This window comes from Pseudomonas folii (assembly GCF_014357575.1).
Classification (GTDB): domain Bacteria; phylum Pseudomonadota; class Gammaproteobacteria; order Pseudomonadales; family Pseudomonadaceae; genus Aquipseudomonas; species Aquipseudomonas folii.
On sequence record NZ_JACONW010000068.1, the window covers coordinates 1 to 15,001 of the forward strand.

General features: G+C 55.1%; 17 protein-coding genes and 1 other RNA gene. 8 read left to right on the forward strand and 10 right to left on the reverse strand.

Features of this window, described 5'->3' with window-relative positions:
• Window positions 1-268: 268 nt before the first annotated feature.
• On the forward strand, window positions 269-859 hold the full coding sequence (locus H8S59_RS15065; RefSeq protein WP_187521925.1) for an NADPH-dependent FMN reductase: 591 nt from the start codon (window positions 269-271) through the stop codon (window positions 857-859).
• A gap of 46 nt (window positions 860-905) precedes the next feature.
• Here H8S59_RS15065 and H8S59_RS15070 read toward each other — a convergent pair whose 3' ends face one another.
• Complete coding sequence (locus tag H8S59_RS15070) at window positions 906-1,178, reverse strand: type II toxin-antitoxin system Phd/YefM family antitoxin (protein WP_187521926.1); 273 nt, start codon at window positions 1,176-1,178, stop codon at window positions 906-908.
• 344 nt (window positions 1,179-1,522) lie between these two features.
• Between H8S59_RS15070 and H8S59_RS15075 the strand changes: the two genes are divergently transcribed.
• Window positions 1,523-2,314 carry an N-acetylmuramoyl-L-alanine amidase gene (locus H8S59_RS15075; protein WP_187521927.1) on the forward strand — a complete coding sequence of 264 codons (792 nt, stop codon included), beginning with the start codon at window positions 1,523-1,525 and terminating at the stop codon, window positions 2,312-2,314.
• 66 nt (window positions 2,315-2,380) lie between these two features.
• Here H8S59_RS15075 and H8S59_RS15080 read toward each other — a convergent pair whose 3' ends face one another.
• The 6 genes from H8S59_RS15080 to ffs all read right to left on the reverse strand — a co-directional run bounded on the left by H8S59_RS15080 (window position 2,381) and on the right by ffs (window position 6,722).
• Complete coding sequence (locus tag H8S59_RS15080) at window positions 2,381-3,142, reverse strand: ATPase (RefSeq protein ID WP_187521928.1); 762 nt, start codon at window positions 3,140-3,142, stop codon at window positions 2,381-2,383.
• Window positions 3,129-3,392 carry a hypothetical protein gene (locus tag H8S59_RS15085; protein WP_187521929.1) on the reverse strand — a complete coding sequence of 88 codons (264 nt, stop codon included), beginning with the start codon at window positions 3,390-3,392 and terminating at the stop codon, window positions 3,129-3,131. The genes H8S59_RS15080 and H8S59_RS15085 overlap by 14 nt, the downstream gene beginning before the upstream one ends.
• A 252-nt stretch (window positions 3,393-3,644) precedes the next feature.
• Window positions 3,645-5,603: a P-loop NTPase family protein gene (locus tag H8S59_RS15090; RefSeq protein WP_187521930.1), complete on the reverse strand. Its 1,959-nt coding sequence runs from the start codon at window positions 5,601-5,603 to the stop codon at window positions 3,645-3,647.
• Between the two features lie 35 nt (window positions 5,604-5,638).
• A complete protein-coding gene (locus H8S59_RS15095) occupies window positions 5,639-5,989 on the reverse strand; it encodes a hypothetical protein (protein WP_187521931.1) in 351 nt (116 codons plus the stop codon).
• Window positions 5,982-6,443: a hypothetical protein gene (locus H8S59_RS15100; protein WP_187521932.1), complete on the reverse strand. Its 462-nt coding sequence runs from the start codon at window positions 6,441-6,443 to the stop codon at window positions 5,982-5,984. The genes H8S59_RS15095 and H8S59_RS15100 overlap by 8 nt, the downstream gene beginning before the upstream one ends.
• 182 nt (window positions 6,444-6,625) lie before the next feature.
• An RNA gene (gene ffs, locus H8S59_RS15105) (signal recognition particle sRNA small type) lies at window positions 6,626-6,722 on the reverse strand.
• A 453-nt stretch (window positions 6,723-7,175) separates the two neighbouring features.
• On the opposite strand from ffs, the gene H8S59_RS15110 reads away from it, so the two are divergent.
• Together H8S59_RS15110 and H8S59_RS15115 are read left to right on the forward strand one after the other, a co-directional pair.
• On the forward strand, window positions 7,176-7,451 hold the full coding sequence (locus H8S59_RS15110; protein WP_095093308.1) for a hypothetical protein: 276 nt from the start codon (window positions 7,176-7,178) through the stop codon (window positions 7,449-7,451).
• A gap of 52 nt (window positions 7,452-7,503) precedes the next feature.
• Window positions 7,504-7,989, forward strand: coding sequence for a GNAT family N-acetyltransferase (locus tag H8S59_RS15115; protein ID WP_187521933.1), 486 nt, complete (start codon window positions 7,504-7,506; stop codon window positions 7,987-7,989).
• A 457-nt stretch (window positions 7,990-8,446) separates the two neighbouring features.
• Here the strand turns inward: H8S59_RS15115 and pyrF are convergent, their stop codons facing one another.
• Window positions 8,447-9,148, reverse strand: coding sequence for an orotidine-5'-phosphate decarboxylase (gene pyrF, locus H8S59_RS15120; RefSeq protein WP_187521934.1), 702 nt, complete (start codon window positions 9,146-9,148; stop codon window positions 8,447-8,449).
• Between the two features lie 281 nt (window positions 9,149-9,429).
• On the opposite strand from pyrF, the gene eat reads away from it, so the two are divergent.
• Both eat and H8S59_RS15130 read left to right on the forward strand, forming a co-directional pair.
• A complete protein-coding gene (gene eat / locus H8S59_RS15125) occupies window positions 9,430-10,794 on the forward strand; it encodes an ethanolamine permease (protein ID WP_095093311.1) in 1,365 nt (454 codons plus the stop codon).
• A gap of 86 nt (window positions 10,795-10,880) precedes the next feature.
• Window positions 10,881-11,048 carry a DUF2897 family protein gene (locus H8S59_RS15130; RefSeq protein WP_095093312.1) on the forward strand — a complete coding sequence of 56 codons (168 nt, stop codon included), beginning with the start codon at window positions 10,881-10,883 and terminating at the stop codon, window positions 11,046-11,048.
• Window positions 11,049-11,083: 35 nt separating this feature from the next.
• On the opposite strand, the gene H8S59_RS15135 is transcribed toward H8S59_RS15130, so the two are convergent.
• On the reverse strand, window positions 11,084-11,851 hold the full coding sequence (locus H8S59_RS15135; protein ID WP_187521940.1) for a substrate-binding periplasmic protein: 768 nt from the start codon (window positions 11,849-11,851) through the stop codon (window positions 11,084-11,086).
• 143 nt (window positions 11,852-11,994) lie between these two features.
• Window positions 11,995-12,618: a TetR/AcrR family transcriptional regulator gene (locus H8S59_RS15140; RefSeq protein ID WP_095093313.1), complete on the reverse strand. Its 624-nt coding sequence runs from the start codon at window positions 12,616-12,618 to the stop codon at window positions 11,995-11,997.
• Window positions 12,619-13,085: 467 nt separating this feature from the next.
• Here H8S59_RS15140 and H8S59_RS15145 point away from each other — a divergent pair, with 467 nt between their 5' ends.
• Both H8S59_RS15145 and ppnP read left to right on the forward strand, forming a co-directional pair.
• Window positions 13,086-13,628 (forward strand): 3'-5' exonuclease, encoded by a 543-nt coding sequence (locus H8S59_RS15145; protein WP_095093612.1) that lies wholly within the window; start codon window positions 13,086-13,088, stop codon window positions 13,626-13,628.
• 89 nt (window positions 13,629-13,717) lie between these two features.
• Window positions 13,718-13,999, forward strand: a complete 282-nt coding sequence (ppnP, locus tag H8S59_RS15150) for a pyrimidine/purine nucleoside phosphorylase (protein WP_095093314.1) — start codon at window positions 13,718-13,720, stop codon at window positions 13,997-13,999.
• The last annotated feature ends 1,002 nt before the right edge of the window (window positions 14,000-15,001 follow it).

The following is a 15,001-nucleotide window of genomic DNA, read 5'->3' on the forward strand; positions in this document are numbered from 1 at the left end:
GCTCCTACAGTTGCGCCTCAACTCATTTAATTATGTTTTTAGCGAACAAGCGATTTTCATGGGCCGACTGATCAGTCGTGCGACTTTGACAAACAGATGGCCAGTGGGACCGGATTCATTCGGGAAGGCGGAATGCCTGGCGATGAAAATATCATGGCTGTACCGGTCACTTCTTCTGAGGCTACGCCGACTCAGCGACTAGGCTAGACGAAACCACAATGTCTTTTTTCTAGAGGTCTTTTCGTAACGCTATCCTGGAGCACTGATCATGACCGACACCCACCCCCTGACCATCGCTGTATTACTGGGCTCCGTGCGCAGTGACCGCCAAGGCATCAAAGCCGCGCGCCTGCTCTTGAACGCCCTTGAGGAACGCGGCCACGAAGCGGTACTCGTCGACCCCATGGTGACGCGCCTCCCTCTGCTGGACCGCATGTACAAAGAATATCCAACCGGGCAAGCGCCAACAGAAATGGAACAACTCGCCACTCTCTATCGCCGCGCCGATGGATTTCTGCTGGTCAGCGCCGAATACAACCACGGCGTCCCACCAGCATTGAAAAACCTGCTCGATCATTTTCTGGAGGAGTACTTCTGGCGGCCGTCGGCGATCACCTGTTACTCAGCAGGAGGTTTTGGCGGAGTGCGGGCGGCGATGCAACTGCGCATGATCGTAGGAGAACTAGGCATGCCGAGTATCCCCAGCCTGTTTTCCATCCCCCGCATCGGTGACGCCCTGGCAGATAACGGACAGCCAACAGAAGCACGCACGCTGAAACAGATGAACCGGTTTCTGGACGAGTTCGAATGGTATGCGCGGGCGTTGAGGGATCAGAGAGCGAAGGGGACGCCGTATTGAAAGTGCGTCTCTTGGGGGGGATCGTGCGGTTAAAGCGTAATGGACTTTAAATTTCGCCATCGCTCTCCTCTTGATACTGATGGCAATACTGAGCTAGCCGCCGCATAAGGGTATTGCTCGAAATGAGCTTGCCTTGTTCCTTGTCCCGAGATGCCAAGGCCATGAGCTTGACCAACGCGATGGCTTCATCTCGGTGCTTACGCGCTGCGCAGGACTCAATCACATAGACTGGAATGCCATGTTTCGTCACTACGATTGGCTCGGAAACGTCCAGCGTCGCCGCGTTTTTCCTCAGAGAGCTGATGGTTTCAAACCGCATGCGTAAGTACAGCCCTGAATTCATAAAATCTAACTTGAAATTAATCTCTGTAGGAACACGCCCAGTGCCCCTGATGCAGCGCTGTCGCGCAGCAAACTCGGTTCATGTGGGAGCGGTGCTTGCCCGCGATAAAGGCGACGCGGTCTGAAGAGTACACCGAGGTATTCTTATAGCGCGCAAGCACCACACAAAAAACCGAGTTTATTCAGTGAGTAATAGGTTATTTGATGAAAGTGAGCCTAGGTTAAACACCAAAAAAACCAACATGCAGTACATATCTAAAGCCATCCAAAAAACGCTCGATGCTAGCGTGATTTCTCATTCACGCTCAGCAGGATTCACCGATGTACGCTATCGATTACAACAGTTACAGAGCCACAAAAAGCTTCAATCACCGCACCCGCTTTTTGGTGATGCATTACACGGCCTGTAACTTCCAACAATCAGTTTCCGCACTGACCGGGCCCTCGGTCAGCTCGCACTATCTCGTCCCCGACCCTAGCGATAAAACCTACACCGACGCGGGCTTCTCCGACATGCGCATCTTCAACCTCGTCGATGAAAGCGAACGCGCATGGCATGCAGGCGTCAGCGGATGGGCGAAGCGTTACAACCTGAACGACACAGCCATTGGGGTAGAAATCGTTTATGTGGCTACCGAAGACAAAGGCGTTTTCACCTTCCCGCCCTATAACCCCACGCAAATAGAGGCAGTCAAGGAGTTGGCAAAGAACATCCTCCAGCGCTACCCCGATATAACCCCGGTTAACGTCGTCGGCCACAGCGATATCTCCATCGGCCGTAAAAGCGATCCCGGTGCCGCCTTCCCCTGGAAAGCACTTCACGATGCCGGTATTGGCGCGTGGTATGACGAAGCAACCAAACAGAACTATCAGGCACAGTTCAGCAGCGCCCTGCCCGCCAAAGCCGACATGATCGCGAAGCTAGGCCGTTACGGGTATGACACAACCCCTGCGATGACTGACAGTGGATACAAAAACCTGATCCGGGCATTCCAGCTGCATTTCCGCCCGCAAAAATATGACGGCGTGGTGGACGCTGAAACGGCGGCGGCGCTGTATGCGTTGGTGGACAGGTATTTTCCGAAGAAGGTGACGAGGCAGATGTATTTGTAATCAAACCACTCGCATTTAATAACGCTAGCGCCACCTCCTAGACCACTATTTACATGCACGCCGGAGTCAATTACTAGTCGATTCCGACGTGCCTGAGCCAACGATAACCTTATCGATGTACGCGTCTAGGAACCAGCCGGGAATTTCATCAGTGTGGAACTGCAAATCAGTGCCGTCGGTAATTTCTGCCAGAAAAATGGATTTATCACCTGAGTTATCGAAGATAAAGGCGCGGCTCGAAGCAGCAACAGCAGCAGGCAGCAATTCCAACGAGCCCTGATAGCGCTTTCTGATCTTGTCTTCAGAAACCGGGTGCCCACCGTCACCAACCCGGTTCTTAACCCGGTTGATATTAAACTCCACGGAATCCGTCGCGACGAAGTAGAGATAGGTGCGGTAGCCCCTGCCCTGCGCCATCCGCATGAAGCTAACCTTGTCAGGAGAGGACATGACAGTCTCAAAAGTAAAGCTCACGCGAAGGTCGAGCAGCTTGTGCCTAATGAAGTCGGCGATGACTGACGCATAGTAGGAGTTAATCTCGATCGCCCGGAAATCAAGTAGCCGGTCGTCCAGCCCTACCAACTTAATCCAGTCCTGTAGTCCTGCTTTGATGATCAGCGGGTGCGTGTCAATAAATGCATGCAGCTCAGCGGCGTCAGTTGAAATATTGAACTCAGCAAGATCAAGAAATCCTGTGGCCTTGACACCTTTCTCTATCTCATCCGCGTTTACGTAAATATTGATCAGACGAGGGTCGATCTGGTCTTTGATCGTGCTCTTCCCCGAGCCGTTAGGGCCCGCAAATACACGCAGCCTAGGCATTGGCATCCAGACGCCGCACCTTGATCACTTCGCCAATCCTTACCTTGCGACGAGGCTTCGCCGAAGCAACCACTCGATGAGAGCCCTCAGCGTTCGATTCAACGACGTCACCGCCTTGAACCCTCAGGACAGTGTGACCTGACGCAAGCGCCCGAACGTAAGCTGCATAGGTTGCGCCAGCGGCAATTTCAGGAATGTGGCCTTCCAGATTATCCATAGCCTTCTCAGAGAGTAGGTTTTCTTCGATCTTTGCCATGACTGCCTCAGGAGTTCTTGGGAACAGGTTTGTATTCTAGCCGCGATTTCGTGCTCGCTGAAGGATACATATTCATTACCCGCTGACTGATGTTGAGAAGTGACTATGAGAGCACCCCAGGACCGATGCTGCTACGCCACCTACCCCCGCCGAACAGACTCAGACCAAAACATGCAGGCTAGGCTTGTGCCTGCTAGCGACTGGATGCGATACAAAAATACAATAGTCTGCTGATCGTGACGGAGACGCTAATCAATAGCCGGGAGTTTCGCGATATTTCTGGTAATCATGGTACTCAACCCATTCCACTACGTCGTAAGGAAGATAAAGCTGCTGCTTGGCACGAGAGATTGCAATGTAAACGGCACAAAGGCGCTCATCGAACTCATAAGCATCCTTGAACTTCACGTTTGTCAGCAGCTCAGTCGTCAACAAAACATGATCGAATTCCATCCCTCCAGCGTCTTCCGCCATCATAAGCACGCAGCTTTTGCCAGGAGGACCGATCAGGCTTTTCAACCGGGTCATGTCGGCCACTCTGAAACCTTTTTCCAGCTCGGCCTCCACCCAAAGAAACGACTCATCGAATTGGCTAACTTCACGCACACGTTGCCAGTCTGGCATGTCGCTAAAATACGAATGCGGATCAACAGAGCCGTGTGCACTGTAGTAATTCGGCCTAAACAGCTCTATTGCAGTGAGCATGAAACGCTCAAAATCTCGCTGGTCCTTTTTGCTTGAAAAACTAAATGCGCAGTTGCCATCATGCAGTTGGATAACCCATTTCATGGTGTCCCATAAGGATGCAGTCAGCACCACACAGTCCCCAGAAGGCAGGAAATTTTGCGGATAATACTCGATAACAACGTCTGCATTACGAGAGCCCTCGAAGAGGACTTTACTCTTCTTTGAATGCCGAGCAATTAACGTATTGACCAAATGTTCGACATTTCTTCCTGAGCGAACGGAATAGCTGACATCACTGTGCCGGACTTCACTTTTTCTCCTGACTGTGGCGCTACTGACTTGCTGATACTCATCACCCAGCGTGATCAGCCGCTGGCCGCCTCGTTCGATAATCTGCAAGAGGGATTCAGGAATATCCTGACTTTCATCAATGAAAACGTGCGTGTAACGCGCGGGCACTACACAGCCAGCCAAACTAGCCAATTTTATTTTCAGTAAGGCCTCAAAATCGATCTGGTTGCCCCAGACAGGGTTTGCATAGAGGTAAGTCCATACCCGGCTTGAATACTCAAGAAGAACCTTGGCATCCAAACTGGTCAAGGGCTGTTTGAAAGTAGGCAGATGTATATTTGAAAGACTGTAGTCACGGGAGCGGCAATAAAGCTCAATCACTTCGAGGCAGATATCAAAAGTAGCTTGCGCATCATGATGTTTAAAACCGAGGATATTCAGCTCGTGCGACAATATCTGTTTGCTAGGAGCTCTGACTGGGTTAGTAACTGGATGAGGCTTGCGGCCGTGCAACAAAAAATGCGCAAAGTTGGAAAAAGTCTGACCAGCCTGCTTATCGCGCGAACTCTTCATGCGCCCGCGGATAGTCTCCAGCTTTTCAAATGTACGCGCCAGCAATAATGTCCTTTCGGGCTTCAGATATTCCATTAAGGCACCCAACAGGTGACTCTTACCTATTCCTGCGTAGCCTTGGACGTGAAGGTGTTCGTCAAGATTGGCACTGAAAGTTCTGACTAGCTTATCCTGCGCAGAGCTCAACCATCGTTCGCGATGCCTTGGAGTTACAACCTGCTCGCTGAATGGATTGTTACCTCTGTGGTGGCGGACTTTGAACTCGAAATCCCATTTTTGACTGGGTAAAAGGTATTCCCGCGCCAACACCTCCTCGTCTAGTAGAAAACGCAGATTCAATTTCCTAATAGATTTAAGACCGAGGGATAACTTTCCCATGTCGAATAGCCGCTGAGCCTCCGACAACAAGCCTACGGCTGTAGTGTGCTGAGCATCCACGGCCCACGCGATAAGCTTGGCAAGAATTTTCTCCGCGGTATCTGCGGAATGATCTGTTTCTGTGGTTTGTGCCAGATTCTGGATGACCAAAACTGCTGCGAGTTCTGGAACTGTTAAATCGACAAGGGTCTCTGGGCCATTAGGAACTAATAACTTTGCACATGTTTCATCTGTGATCGGCAGGAACACAGGGGTGGATAAATCAAAATGCTCCGGTTGCATATAGCCTCGCCGTCAAAGGAAGACACATCACGTGGTCAATCCTGGCCGTGCTCTTCATCAAGTTCGAAGTCATCCAAATCCTGAGACTCAGGCCTGTCAACAAAACGCGCGACTTCATTCTGAACTTGTGAGGCGCTACGAACGTCTATTAGCCAGCCCAAACCAATTAACCTAGAACGGATTAGGTCAACAGGAACCCCTAGCTCGAGGCTGAGGTCTTTAAGAACCCTCCGCTCGGTGTGGACATTGCAAGATTGATGATCGACGTAGATGAGTCCATGCCTACGATATTTCACATCGTGATAAATGAGCAACGGCAGCAGGTATTCAGCCAACGTTCTAGCCTCCATCCATTGCTCAACTTTCGCTCCGTTCAAGTCAAGCATTACCAGCCTCGTTGCTGATATCAAGCTCGAATTGATAGTTACCCAAAGTACCAGACATGCCTCCAGGATATTTCCTGGATTCACCAGTCAGTCCAACGCAGCTCGCATCGATTTGCCGCTGCATCTCATAGACAGCCATTTCGAGCAGCTTGCGCAAGCCCTCAGGGGTGTGGGCAACAACATTTAGCTGAAGATCATAAGCACCCGCAACAGAGCGCATCGAATGCTCGGCAGGCGCTGTTCGATCCAGAGTCGAGTTTTGCTTGTACGGGTGATCGGCCTGATCGCCCGCCGCACCACTCAGGATTGCAGCGTGCTCCTCGTCCATAAGATCCAAGACCCGCGACAGCTCCAGGACCATCTCTGGATGTGACTGCATCCGGTCCTTAATCTCCAATCGGCGCTGCTGCCATTCGCGAACCTTTTCTCGGGTCACGCTGTTAGTTTCGCTCACTACTGCTACCTCTCGATGCGATGCGCAAGAATATGCCACTCATCAACTCTGAAAAATGGGTAGGGAGGATCTTCGGATGAAAGATCGTAAGCGAAAGTAACCAAGCTTCGGCAGGTGAACTGATAAAAGACAGGGTTTTTCATATACCCGCTAGAGCTAGCGAGTTAAAAGATAGGTGGTAACCCCACCAGCCACACCCCGGCACACAATGTTCCCGCTGTGGCTGCTTCCTTCCGGATCTGACCAGGTTCACGGGTAATCGTTGCGGGGGGACCGATGGGGTCACCATAACGACACTCACCTGTCGGCGAGCCGCGCCATTGTACCGGTCTTGAGCGAAGTTACAACCCGTAATGCCGGATAAAAATTCGATAGGGCTCAAGCACTTGTGTGCCGGGGGTTGAGTGGGTTGCAGCGCTCGGGATCGGGGCTTATAGTCGCGCCGTCGCTGCACATCAGCGATCGGGTGTGGAAGCCCGGCTGTTCAAAGAGTACAGAAGCTTTACCAATCATCGGGGCCTTCAGGTGTCCGATGGCTGTGTTATGGCGGCTGTGCGCTGGGGCACCTTCGGGTGCGCCGGGTTCTCTTTGACCGGTCTTCCACACCCGCGCACAGCTGCCACCCACTCATGTGGAAGTGAGTTTTTGGCAGCTCCACCTCACAAAGAGAATGCCATTAATGTTCAAGATCACTCCAAATCCCCCTGCCCCATCCGTTCCCGGAGGTGCAGCATGAATCGCTTCGTTCCGCTCAAAAGCAACAACACCGACAGCCCGGTGATGCACATCGACAGCCACGCACCACTGGATTTTCTGTTTGCCAGTGCTGACCGGCGTATTCGCATGGCGCGCTATCTGCTGGAAACGCTGGACGGTGCCGATGAGTGCGATGTGCGTTGCATCGCCAATGCCGCGCTGATGTTGCTGAGCGATGGTTGCGATGCACTCACGGTTGTCGAGAAGCAGATATTTAGCCCGCCCTCTCCATGCACTTCTGTCAGACACTGAGCCATACTGCGCACCGCCTACTTTCCTTGTCAGACGGTGCGATTTAGCAGTGATGAATACGCAAGTTGTGAGCTACGAAACGCTAAACGAAGTGCAACGCCAGCAGCTGGATGCTCTGGAGATTCTGCCGGAGCAGCTGCCGTTTTCCGGGGATATTTATTGTGCGCTGAACACGTTGCTGGTCCGCCCGAGCCCGAATATCCAGGGTGTGGCGCTGCTGATGGATGACAAGCCGGTAGGATTTTTACTGCTCAAGCGCGGGGAGTTTCTGCCGCACTGGGCGGTGGAAGGTTCAGCGACGCTGCATGCGCTGCAGATTGATCACCGGGTTCAAGGCAAAGGCCTGGGCAAATTGTTTTTACAGGGGTTGCCGGAAGTGGCGCGCGTGACGTGGCCGGATATCGGACAGCTGATGTTGTCGGTGGATGCGGATAATCTGGCGGCGCGGAATTTGTATGTCGGCCAGGGTTGGGTGGATACCGGCGAGGCGTATAAAGGTCGGATCGGGTATGAGCGGCGGTTGGTGCTGGACCTGTAGACATAGGTCACCTGTGGGAGATTCTATGTTCGCACGCAAGCCGACGTTGGACCGGCTTTAGCCGGGAAGGCTGCATTTCTGACGATGAAGATGTACTGAATGTACAGGCCCCTTCCCGGCTGAAGCCGGTCCCACGTCATCAGTGATTCCTATGGGAGCGAATTCATTCGCGAAAGCGGCGTGTCAGATATCGGTGTAATTCTGGCCGGGCCCCTTCGCGAATGAATTCGCTCACATATACCTCGCTATTCCGTAGGACCGGCTTTAGCCGGGAGGACGTCGGGACATTCGCTAAATACCCTTCGGTAGAAATACCGCTCTCCCGGCTAAAGCCGGTCCTACAAGATCATGCTTGCAGGTGAACATAGAATCTTCCACAGAGAACAGGCGTACAGCCAGTACCACTGCGCCGTCAGACCTATAGGATTTAAGAGAACCCTATAGGTCAATGAGGTTTTTAGAGCCCCAACTCAGCCACAACCGCTTCCAGGGCCTTGGCCGGGTCTGCCGCCTGACTGATCGGGCGGCCGATCACGAGGTAGTCGGAACCTGCGTCCAGCGCCTGGCGAGGGGTCAGGATGCGGCGTTGGTCGTCCTGGGCACTGCCGCTCGGGCGGATGCCCGGGGTGACCAATTGCAGCGCCGGATGCGCAGATTTCAGCGCCTGAGCTTCAAGCGCGGAACACACCAGACCGTCCATGTCAGCCTTTTCAGCCAGTGCAGCCAGACGCAGCACTTGTATCTGCGGGTCGACGTCCAGGCCGATACCGGCCAGGTCTTCGCGCTCCATGCTGGTCAGCACGGTCACGCCGATCAGCAGCGGTTGCGGGCCGGTGCGCTGGTCGAGCACTTCACGACAGGCGGCCATCATGCGCAGGCCACCCGAGCAATGCACGTTGACCATCCACACGCCCATCTCGGCTGCCGCTTTGACGGCCATGGCGGTGGTGTTGGGGATGTCGTGGAATTTGAGGTCCAGGAATACTTCAAAACCCTTGTCGCGCAGGGTTTCGACGATGTCCGAAGCGCAACTGGTAAACAGCTCTTTGCCGACTTTGACGCGGCACAGCTTGGGGTCCAGCTGATCAGCCAGTTTCAAAGCGGCGTCACGGGTCGGGAAATCCAGGGCGACGATGACAGGAGTCTGGCAGACGGACATGAGCGGGTTCTCTGGTAGGTCGAAATCGGCGCGCATTGTATCCGAACCTTACCGCAGACGGTAATCGAACCGCCCAACTGAATCGATTCTCCCCAATGAATACGCCCTAAAGCGGACATCACCCTGCACGCCCCGCACCAAAGCTGCACCCTCTTGGAGCGCGCAAACGAGAACCGTTCTGCAAACGACGCGTTTGGGACCAATACGACTATGGTTCAGTGAGTGGCATGGCGACTGCAACAGGATGTTTCGATGATTCTACAGACTTCAGGGAGCAATGCATGAACACTCAACTCAAGCCCACGCTGGGCACACTCCATTTATGGGGGATCGCGGTCGGGCTGGTGATCTCCGGTGAATACTTCGGCTGGAGTTATGGCTGGGGCGTTGCCGGGACTTTAGGCTTCCTGGTGACTTCGCTCATGGTTGCATTGATGTACACCTGCTTCATCTTCAGCTTCACCGAACTGACCACTGCCATCCCACACGCGGGCGGACCATTTGCCTACAGCCGTCGAGCTTTCGGGGAAAAAGGCGGACTGGTTGCAGGGCTCGCAACCTTGATCGAATTCGTGTTTGCGCCACCGGCGATTGCGATGGCCATTGGTGCGTATCTGAACGTGCAGTTTCCGGGGCTTGATCCGAAGCTGGCGGCAGTCGGTGCTTACATCGTGTTCATGACCCTGAATATCCTGGGTGTGAAACTGGCGGCGACCTTTGAACTGGTAGTCTGCATCCTGGCCGTGGCTGAGTTGCTGGTGTTCATGGGCGTGGTTGCTCCAGCGTTCAGCTTCAGCAATTTTGCGCTTAATGGTTGGGCCGGCTCCGACACCTTTGGTGCTCCGGCCATTGCCGGTATGTTCGCGGCCATTCCGTTCGCGATCTGGTTCTTCCTGGCCATCGAAGGCGCTGCCATGGCGGCTGAAGAAGCCAAAGACCCGAAGCGCACCATTCCAAAAGCGTATGTCAGCGGCATTCTGACCCTGGTATTTCTGGCCATGGGCGTGATGCTGTTCGCTGGCGGCGTCGGCGACTGGCGCACCCTGTCAAACATCAACGACCCGCTGCCACAGGCAATGAAAACCGTGGTCGGGGAAAACTCCAGCTGGTTGCACATGCTGGTGTGGATCGGTCTGTTCGGTCTGGTGGCGAGCTTCCACGGCATCATCATGGGGTACTCGCGGCAGTTCTTCGCCTTGGCTCGCGCCGGTTACCTGCCCTCCTCGCTGGCCAAACTGTCGCGCTTCCAGACGCCACACCGCGCCATTATTGCCGGTGGCGTCATCGGTATTGCCGCGATCTACAGCGACGGCCTGATCAACCTCGGCGGCATGAGCCTGACCGCGGCGATGATCACCATGGCAGTATTCGGTGCCATCGTGATGTACATCATGAGCATGCTCAGCCTGTTCAAACTGCGTAAAACCGAACCGTCGCTGGAGCGCACCTTCCGCGCGCCGGGCTATCCAGTCGTGCCGGGCATCGCCTTGGCGCTGGCGGTGGTATGCCTGATTGCGATGGCGTGGTTCAACGCGCTGATCGGCCTGATCTTCCTCGGTTTCATGATCGTGGGCTTCATCTATTTCAGCCTGACGGCGCAATCACGTGCTGACGCGCCAGCCGATGCGATGCTGACCGGGCTTTAAATAGCGGCACATAACAGGGCGCGGGACTAGACTTGAACCATTGAGCAGCGCTGCTGCTCAAACGGTTACATAAAAAGGAGAGCCCTATGCCCTGGTATGCCTGGTTAATTCTGCTGGTAGCAATTGGTTCGATCGTGGGCGGTTTGATGGTTTTGCGCCAGTCCGCGCAAAAGCTGCCACTGAGCGACGAGCAGCTCAAGCGTGTCCACGAGCGCAACGCCGAGATGGATGCCAAAGAGGCCAAGGATCGCTAAGACCAAAGACGGTGCCTTGAGCACCGTCTTTTCATTTAGCGTGCTACACGACTCTGCTCATCTGCCACCGCTCGGTGGCTGATCAGCGGGAGGACGGCTATTCGGTACGGCTGGAAAATCTTCAGCATCTGCCCGTTGTCCCTCAGCGCTTGCAGCAGCTGTTCGAACTGCGGGCCACTGATGGGTGCTTTGGGACGCAGCAACGCGAAATGTTTGTAAGTCTGATCGACCCGCTCCGAAACCAGCAACTGCGATGCTTCCGCTCTGTTACGCGCCATGAAATCACTCAGATACGAACGCGTCACCAGCGCAATGTCGGCACGGTCGCGCATCACCATCAGCAAGTTACTGTCGTGGGAATAGGTCAGCGTGGTCTCGAAGTGTTCGCTCAGGTATTTCGGGTCGGCGTTGAACTGCGCAAATGCATAGTGATAGCCGCTGAACAAGGCCAGACGCTTGCCATGCAAATCATCGAAATAGCTTTGGTCGCGACCTGTCACCTTGCGTGCGACAAAGATTTCCGCGTCTTCGAGTTTCATGTCGACGGCTTGGTGGGGGATCGTCTGCCAATCCCATTCAGGGTTTTCAAAGATCGCCATATCAACGCGGCCCTGCTCGAAATCACGAAAACGACGCGGAATTGAAGTCGGCACCAGCACGAACTCATAGTCATGCTGGACAGCATTCAGGGCAGCCACGAGTTCAGGCAGCAAGCCGGTGTCTGCGCCTTTTTCAGGCCGGATGGTGTAGGGCGGGAAATGCGCTGCACCGATTTTTACTACTTGCGCAGCACTCACCGGCATAACCAGCAGTGTTGCCACGGCCACTAACAAGGCTCGCGACGCTAACCGCACAGACAAAAACTCCAAGACTGCGCACCCCTGAAATTGGTCAACCCTAGGTGTTTTTTATTGTTAAAACAATGAGCAAATAGTCCAACACAGTGTTAATTATCGCTAAGTGCCATCATTAAAGCTTCATCGGCCAATTGGTCCAGCGTCATACTGCCTTCTGGCTTGAACCAGGTCGTGGTCCAGGACAGAGCGCCCATCAGAAAACGCCGGGTGACGAACACGTTGCCTTTGACCAGACCCGCCTCTTTCGCCTCGCCCAGCACTTGCAGCCACAGCTGTTCATAGCGATCACGCAACGCCAGGACGCTCGCCTGCCCTTGCGCTGACAGTGAGCGCCACTCGTAAACCAGCACGGCCATGGCCTCGCCGCTGCCCCCCATGATTGACCGCAACTCGCAGCGAATCAGCGCCAGCACGCGCTCGCGAACGGTGCTGGCCTCGGTCAACGCGGCGCGCATCAATGCAGTGTTGTAGACGATGGTTTCTTCCATCACCGCGCGCAGGATGTCGTCCTTGCTTTTGAAGTGATGGAAGATGCTGCCGGACTGAATGCCCACCGCACTGGCCAGATCACGCACAGTGGTACGTTCATAGCCCTTGTTGCGGAACAGATGCGCGGAGACCTGCAGCAACTTGCCCCGAGCACTGTGCGGATCAGTGAGTTGCCCCGCATCGATCAGTTCGTGCATGACCGATAGCGCTTGCTGCTCGTTCACGGTTTTTCCTCTACTTCAAAACGACACTCAACCATCTGAACGACTACGCGATTCGTGGGGCCGGCTTTAGCCGGGAAGGCGTTATTCTTGACGATACAGCCGTATTGGAGGTACTGGCCTCTTCCCGGCTAAAGCCGGTCCCACGACATCACGCCAATATCGAGATCACATCACACTTGGGACCCTGCGCTGGAATCTGCCCGCACGCACAGCAATCTATGCTCGCCCGCGCAACCAGGCAAGCACTCGGGCGAGAAATAAATACCGTCCCGATACGCATTGCGCGCCATCCGCTCGCGAAGGCTCATGGCACCGATTGGCGGATCAGTTGTCGATCTATGAGTCACGTCGGCCACGCTCATTGGCCGATGACGAATGTTGCTGGAAGTCACGTCGATAGACGTATGCAGTTGAATGTGGCTACGCTTGGTCTGAAATGGATCAACGACTTTGGACAGGAGCTTCAGATGCCGCACTGGTTGGTGATTGATCTGGAAGCCACGACCGAAGAAGGCGGCTGGCCGGTAGCAGAAATGGAGATCATCGAAATCGGGGCGACGCTGGTCAATCAGGACGGGCGCGAACTGGATCATTTCGAGCGTTTCGTACGCCCGGTGCGTCGGCCTCTGCTGACGAACTTCTGCAGGGAGCTGACCCACATCAGCCAAAGCAACATCGACAGCGCCGCGCCGCTGACCACCGTATGGCCCGCGTTCGAGCGCTGGATCAGCCACCATCAGGCGCGAGTCGTGGGCTGGGCGAGTTGGGGTGACTATGATCGCCAGCAGTTGGAGCAGGAATGGCGGCAGCATAACCTTACGAGTTTTCTGAGCACTGTGCCCCACGTGAACCTCAAGCAACGCTTCGCCAAGGAGCGCCAACTGCAGCGGCCCATGGGACTGAACGGGGCCCTGCAACTGGCGGGCATGCAATTCAACGGTCAGCAACACCGGGCGCTGGTTGACGCCCGGAACACCGCTCGCCTGCTGCCGTTGATTCTTCCCAATTGATTGGCACTCGCGTTCTAAAGCGAGTGACGGGTTGAATAGGCTTCGGCATACTGGCCGCCCAATTTTCTAGCCCTTATCGAGGAATCGCCATGTTCAAAGTCAACGAGTACTTCGACGGCACCGTTAAATCCATTGCCTTCGCTCAAGCTGAAGGGCAAGCCACGATTGGCGTGATGGCCGCGGGTGAATACGAGTTCGGTACTGCGCAGCGGGAAATCATGCACGTCATTTCCGGCAGCCTGAGCGTGAAACTGCCAGACAGCACCGACTGGGAAACCTTCGCCACCGGCAGCCAGTTCAACGTCCCTGCCAATAGCAAGTTCCAGCTGAAAGTGGCTGTGGATACTGCTTACCTTTGTGAATACCGCTAAGGCCAGACCAATGCGGCAGCTGTAAGAGGCAATTTGGAGCTGACGCGGTTATTCAAGCACACCGTCTCGCGAACAAGTTCGCTCCTACCGGGCAGCGCGGAGCCTCAGGTTCACCGCGTTCGAAGGTAGGAGGCAACTTGTTGCCGAGAGGGCCTGACGCGGTTATTCAGGCACATCGCCTCGCGAACAAGTTCGCTCCTACCGGGCAGCGCGGAGCCTCAGGTTCACCGCGTTCGAAGGTAGGAGGCAACTTGTTGCCGAGAGGGCCTGACGCGGTTATTCAGGCACACCGCCTCGCGAACAAGTTCGCTCCTACCGGGCCGCGGAGCCTCAGGTTCACCGCGTTCGAAGGTAGGAGGCAACTTGTTGCCGAGAGGGCCTGACGCGGTTATTCAGGCACACCACCTCGCGAACAAGTTCGCTCCTACCGGGCAGCGCGGAGGCTCAGGTTCACCGCGTTCAAAGGTAGGAGGCAACTTGTTGCCGAGAGGGGCTGACGCGGTTACTCAGGCACACCGCCTCGCGAACAAGTTCGCTCCTAGCGGGCCGCGGAGGCTCAGGCTTTCCGCGTTCGAAGGTAGGAGGCAACTTGTTGCCGAGAGGGCCTGACGCGGTTACTCAGGCACACCGCCTCGCGAACAAGTTCGCTCCTACCGGGCAGCGCGGAGGCTCAGGTTCACCGCGTTCAAAGGTAGGAGCCAACTTGTTGGCGAGAGGGGCTGACGCGGATATTCAGGCACACCGCCTCGCGAACAAGTTCGCTCCTACCCGGCCGCAGAGGGCCAGGCTTGCCGCGTTCAAAGGTAGGAGGCAACTTGTTGCCTAGAAGGCCTGACGCGGTTATTCAGGCACACCACCTCGCGAACAAGTTCGCTCCTACCGGGCCGCGGAGCCTCAGGTTCACCGTGTTCAAAGGTAGGAGGCAACTTGTTGCCGAGAGGGCCTGACGCGGTTATTCAGGCACACCGCCTCGCGAACAAGTTCGCTCCTACCCGGGCAGCG

Excerpts from the sequence above, each read along its gene's own strand:
- ppnP (WP_095093314.1), top strand. The coding sequence starts at position 13,718 with ATGTTCAAAGTCAACGAGTACTTCGACGGCACCGTTAAATCCATTGCC.
- H8S59_RS15145 (WP_095093612.1), top strand. The coding sequence starts at position 13,086 with ATGCCGCACTGGTTGGTGATTGATCTGGAAGCCACGACCGAAGAAGGC.
- H8S59_RS15065 (WP_187521925.1), top strand. The coding sequence starts at position 269 with ATGACCGACACCCACCCCCTGACCATCGCTGTATTACTGGGCTCCGTG.
- H8S59_RS15095 (WP_187521931.1), bottom strand. The coding sequence starts at position 5,989 with ATGCTTGACTTGAACGGAGCGAAAGTTGAGCAATGGATGGAGGCTAGA.
- H8S59_RS15085 (WP_187521929.1), bottom strand. The coding sequence starts at position 3,392 with ATGGCAAAGATCGAAGAAAACCTACTCTCTGAGAAGGCTATGGATAAT.
- H8S59_RS15130 (WP_095093312.1), top strand. The coding sequence starts at position 10,881 with ATGCCCTGGTATGCCTGGTTAATTCTGCTGGTAGCAATTGGTTCGATC.
- H8S59_RS15110 (WP_095093308.1), top strand. The coding sequence starts at position 7,176 with ATGAATCGCTTCGTTCCGCTCAAAAGCAACAACACCGACAGCCCGGTG.
- H8S59_RS15135 (WP_187521940.1), bottom strand. The coding sequence starts at position 11,851 with ATGCCGGTGAGTGCTGCGCAAGTAGTAAAAATCGGTGCAGCGCATTTC.
- pyrF (WP_187521934.1), bottom strand. The coding sequence starts at position 9,148 with ATGTCCGTCTGCCAGACTCCTGTCATCGTCGCCCTGGATTTCCCGACC.
- H8S59_RS15075 (WP_187521927.1), top strand. The coding sequence starts at position 1,523 with ATGTACGCTATCGATTACAACAGTTACAGAGCCACAAAAAGCTTCAAT.
- H8S59_RS15080 (WP_187521928.1), bottom strand. The coding sequence starts at position 3,142 with ATGCCAATGCCTAGGCTGCGTGTATTTGCGGGCCCTAACGGCTCGGGG.
- H8S59_RS15070 (WP_187521926.1), bottom strand. The coding sequence starts at position 1,178 with ATGCGGTTTGAAACCATCAGCTCTCTGAGGAAAAACGCGGCGACGCTG.
- H8S59_RS15115 (WP_187521933.1), top strand. The coding sequence starts at position 7,504 with ATGAATACGCAAGTTGTGAGCTACGAAACGCTAAACGAAGTGCAACGC.
- eat (WP_095093311.1), top strand. The coding sequence starts at position 9,430 with ATGAACACTCAACTCAAGCCCACGCTGGGCACACTCCATTTATGGGGG.
- H8S59_RS15090 (WP_187521930.1), bottom strand. The coding sequence starts at position 5,603 with ATGCAACCGGAGCATTTTGATTTATCCACCCCTGTGTTCCTGCCGATC.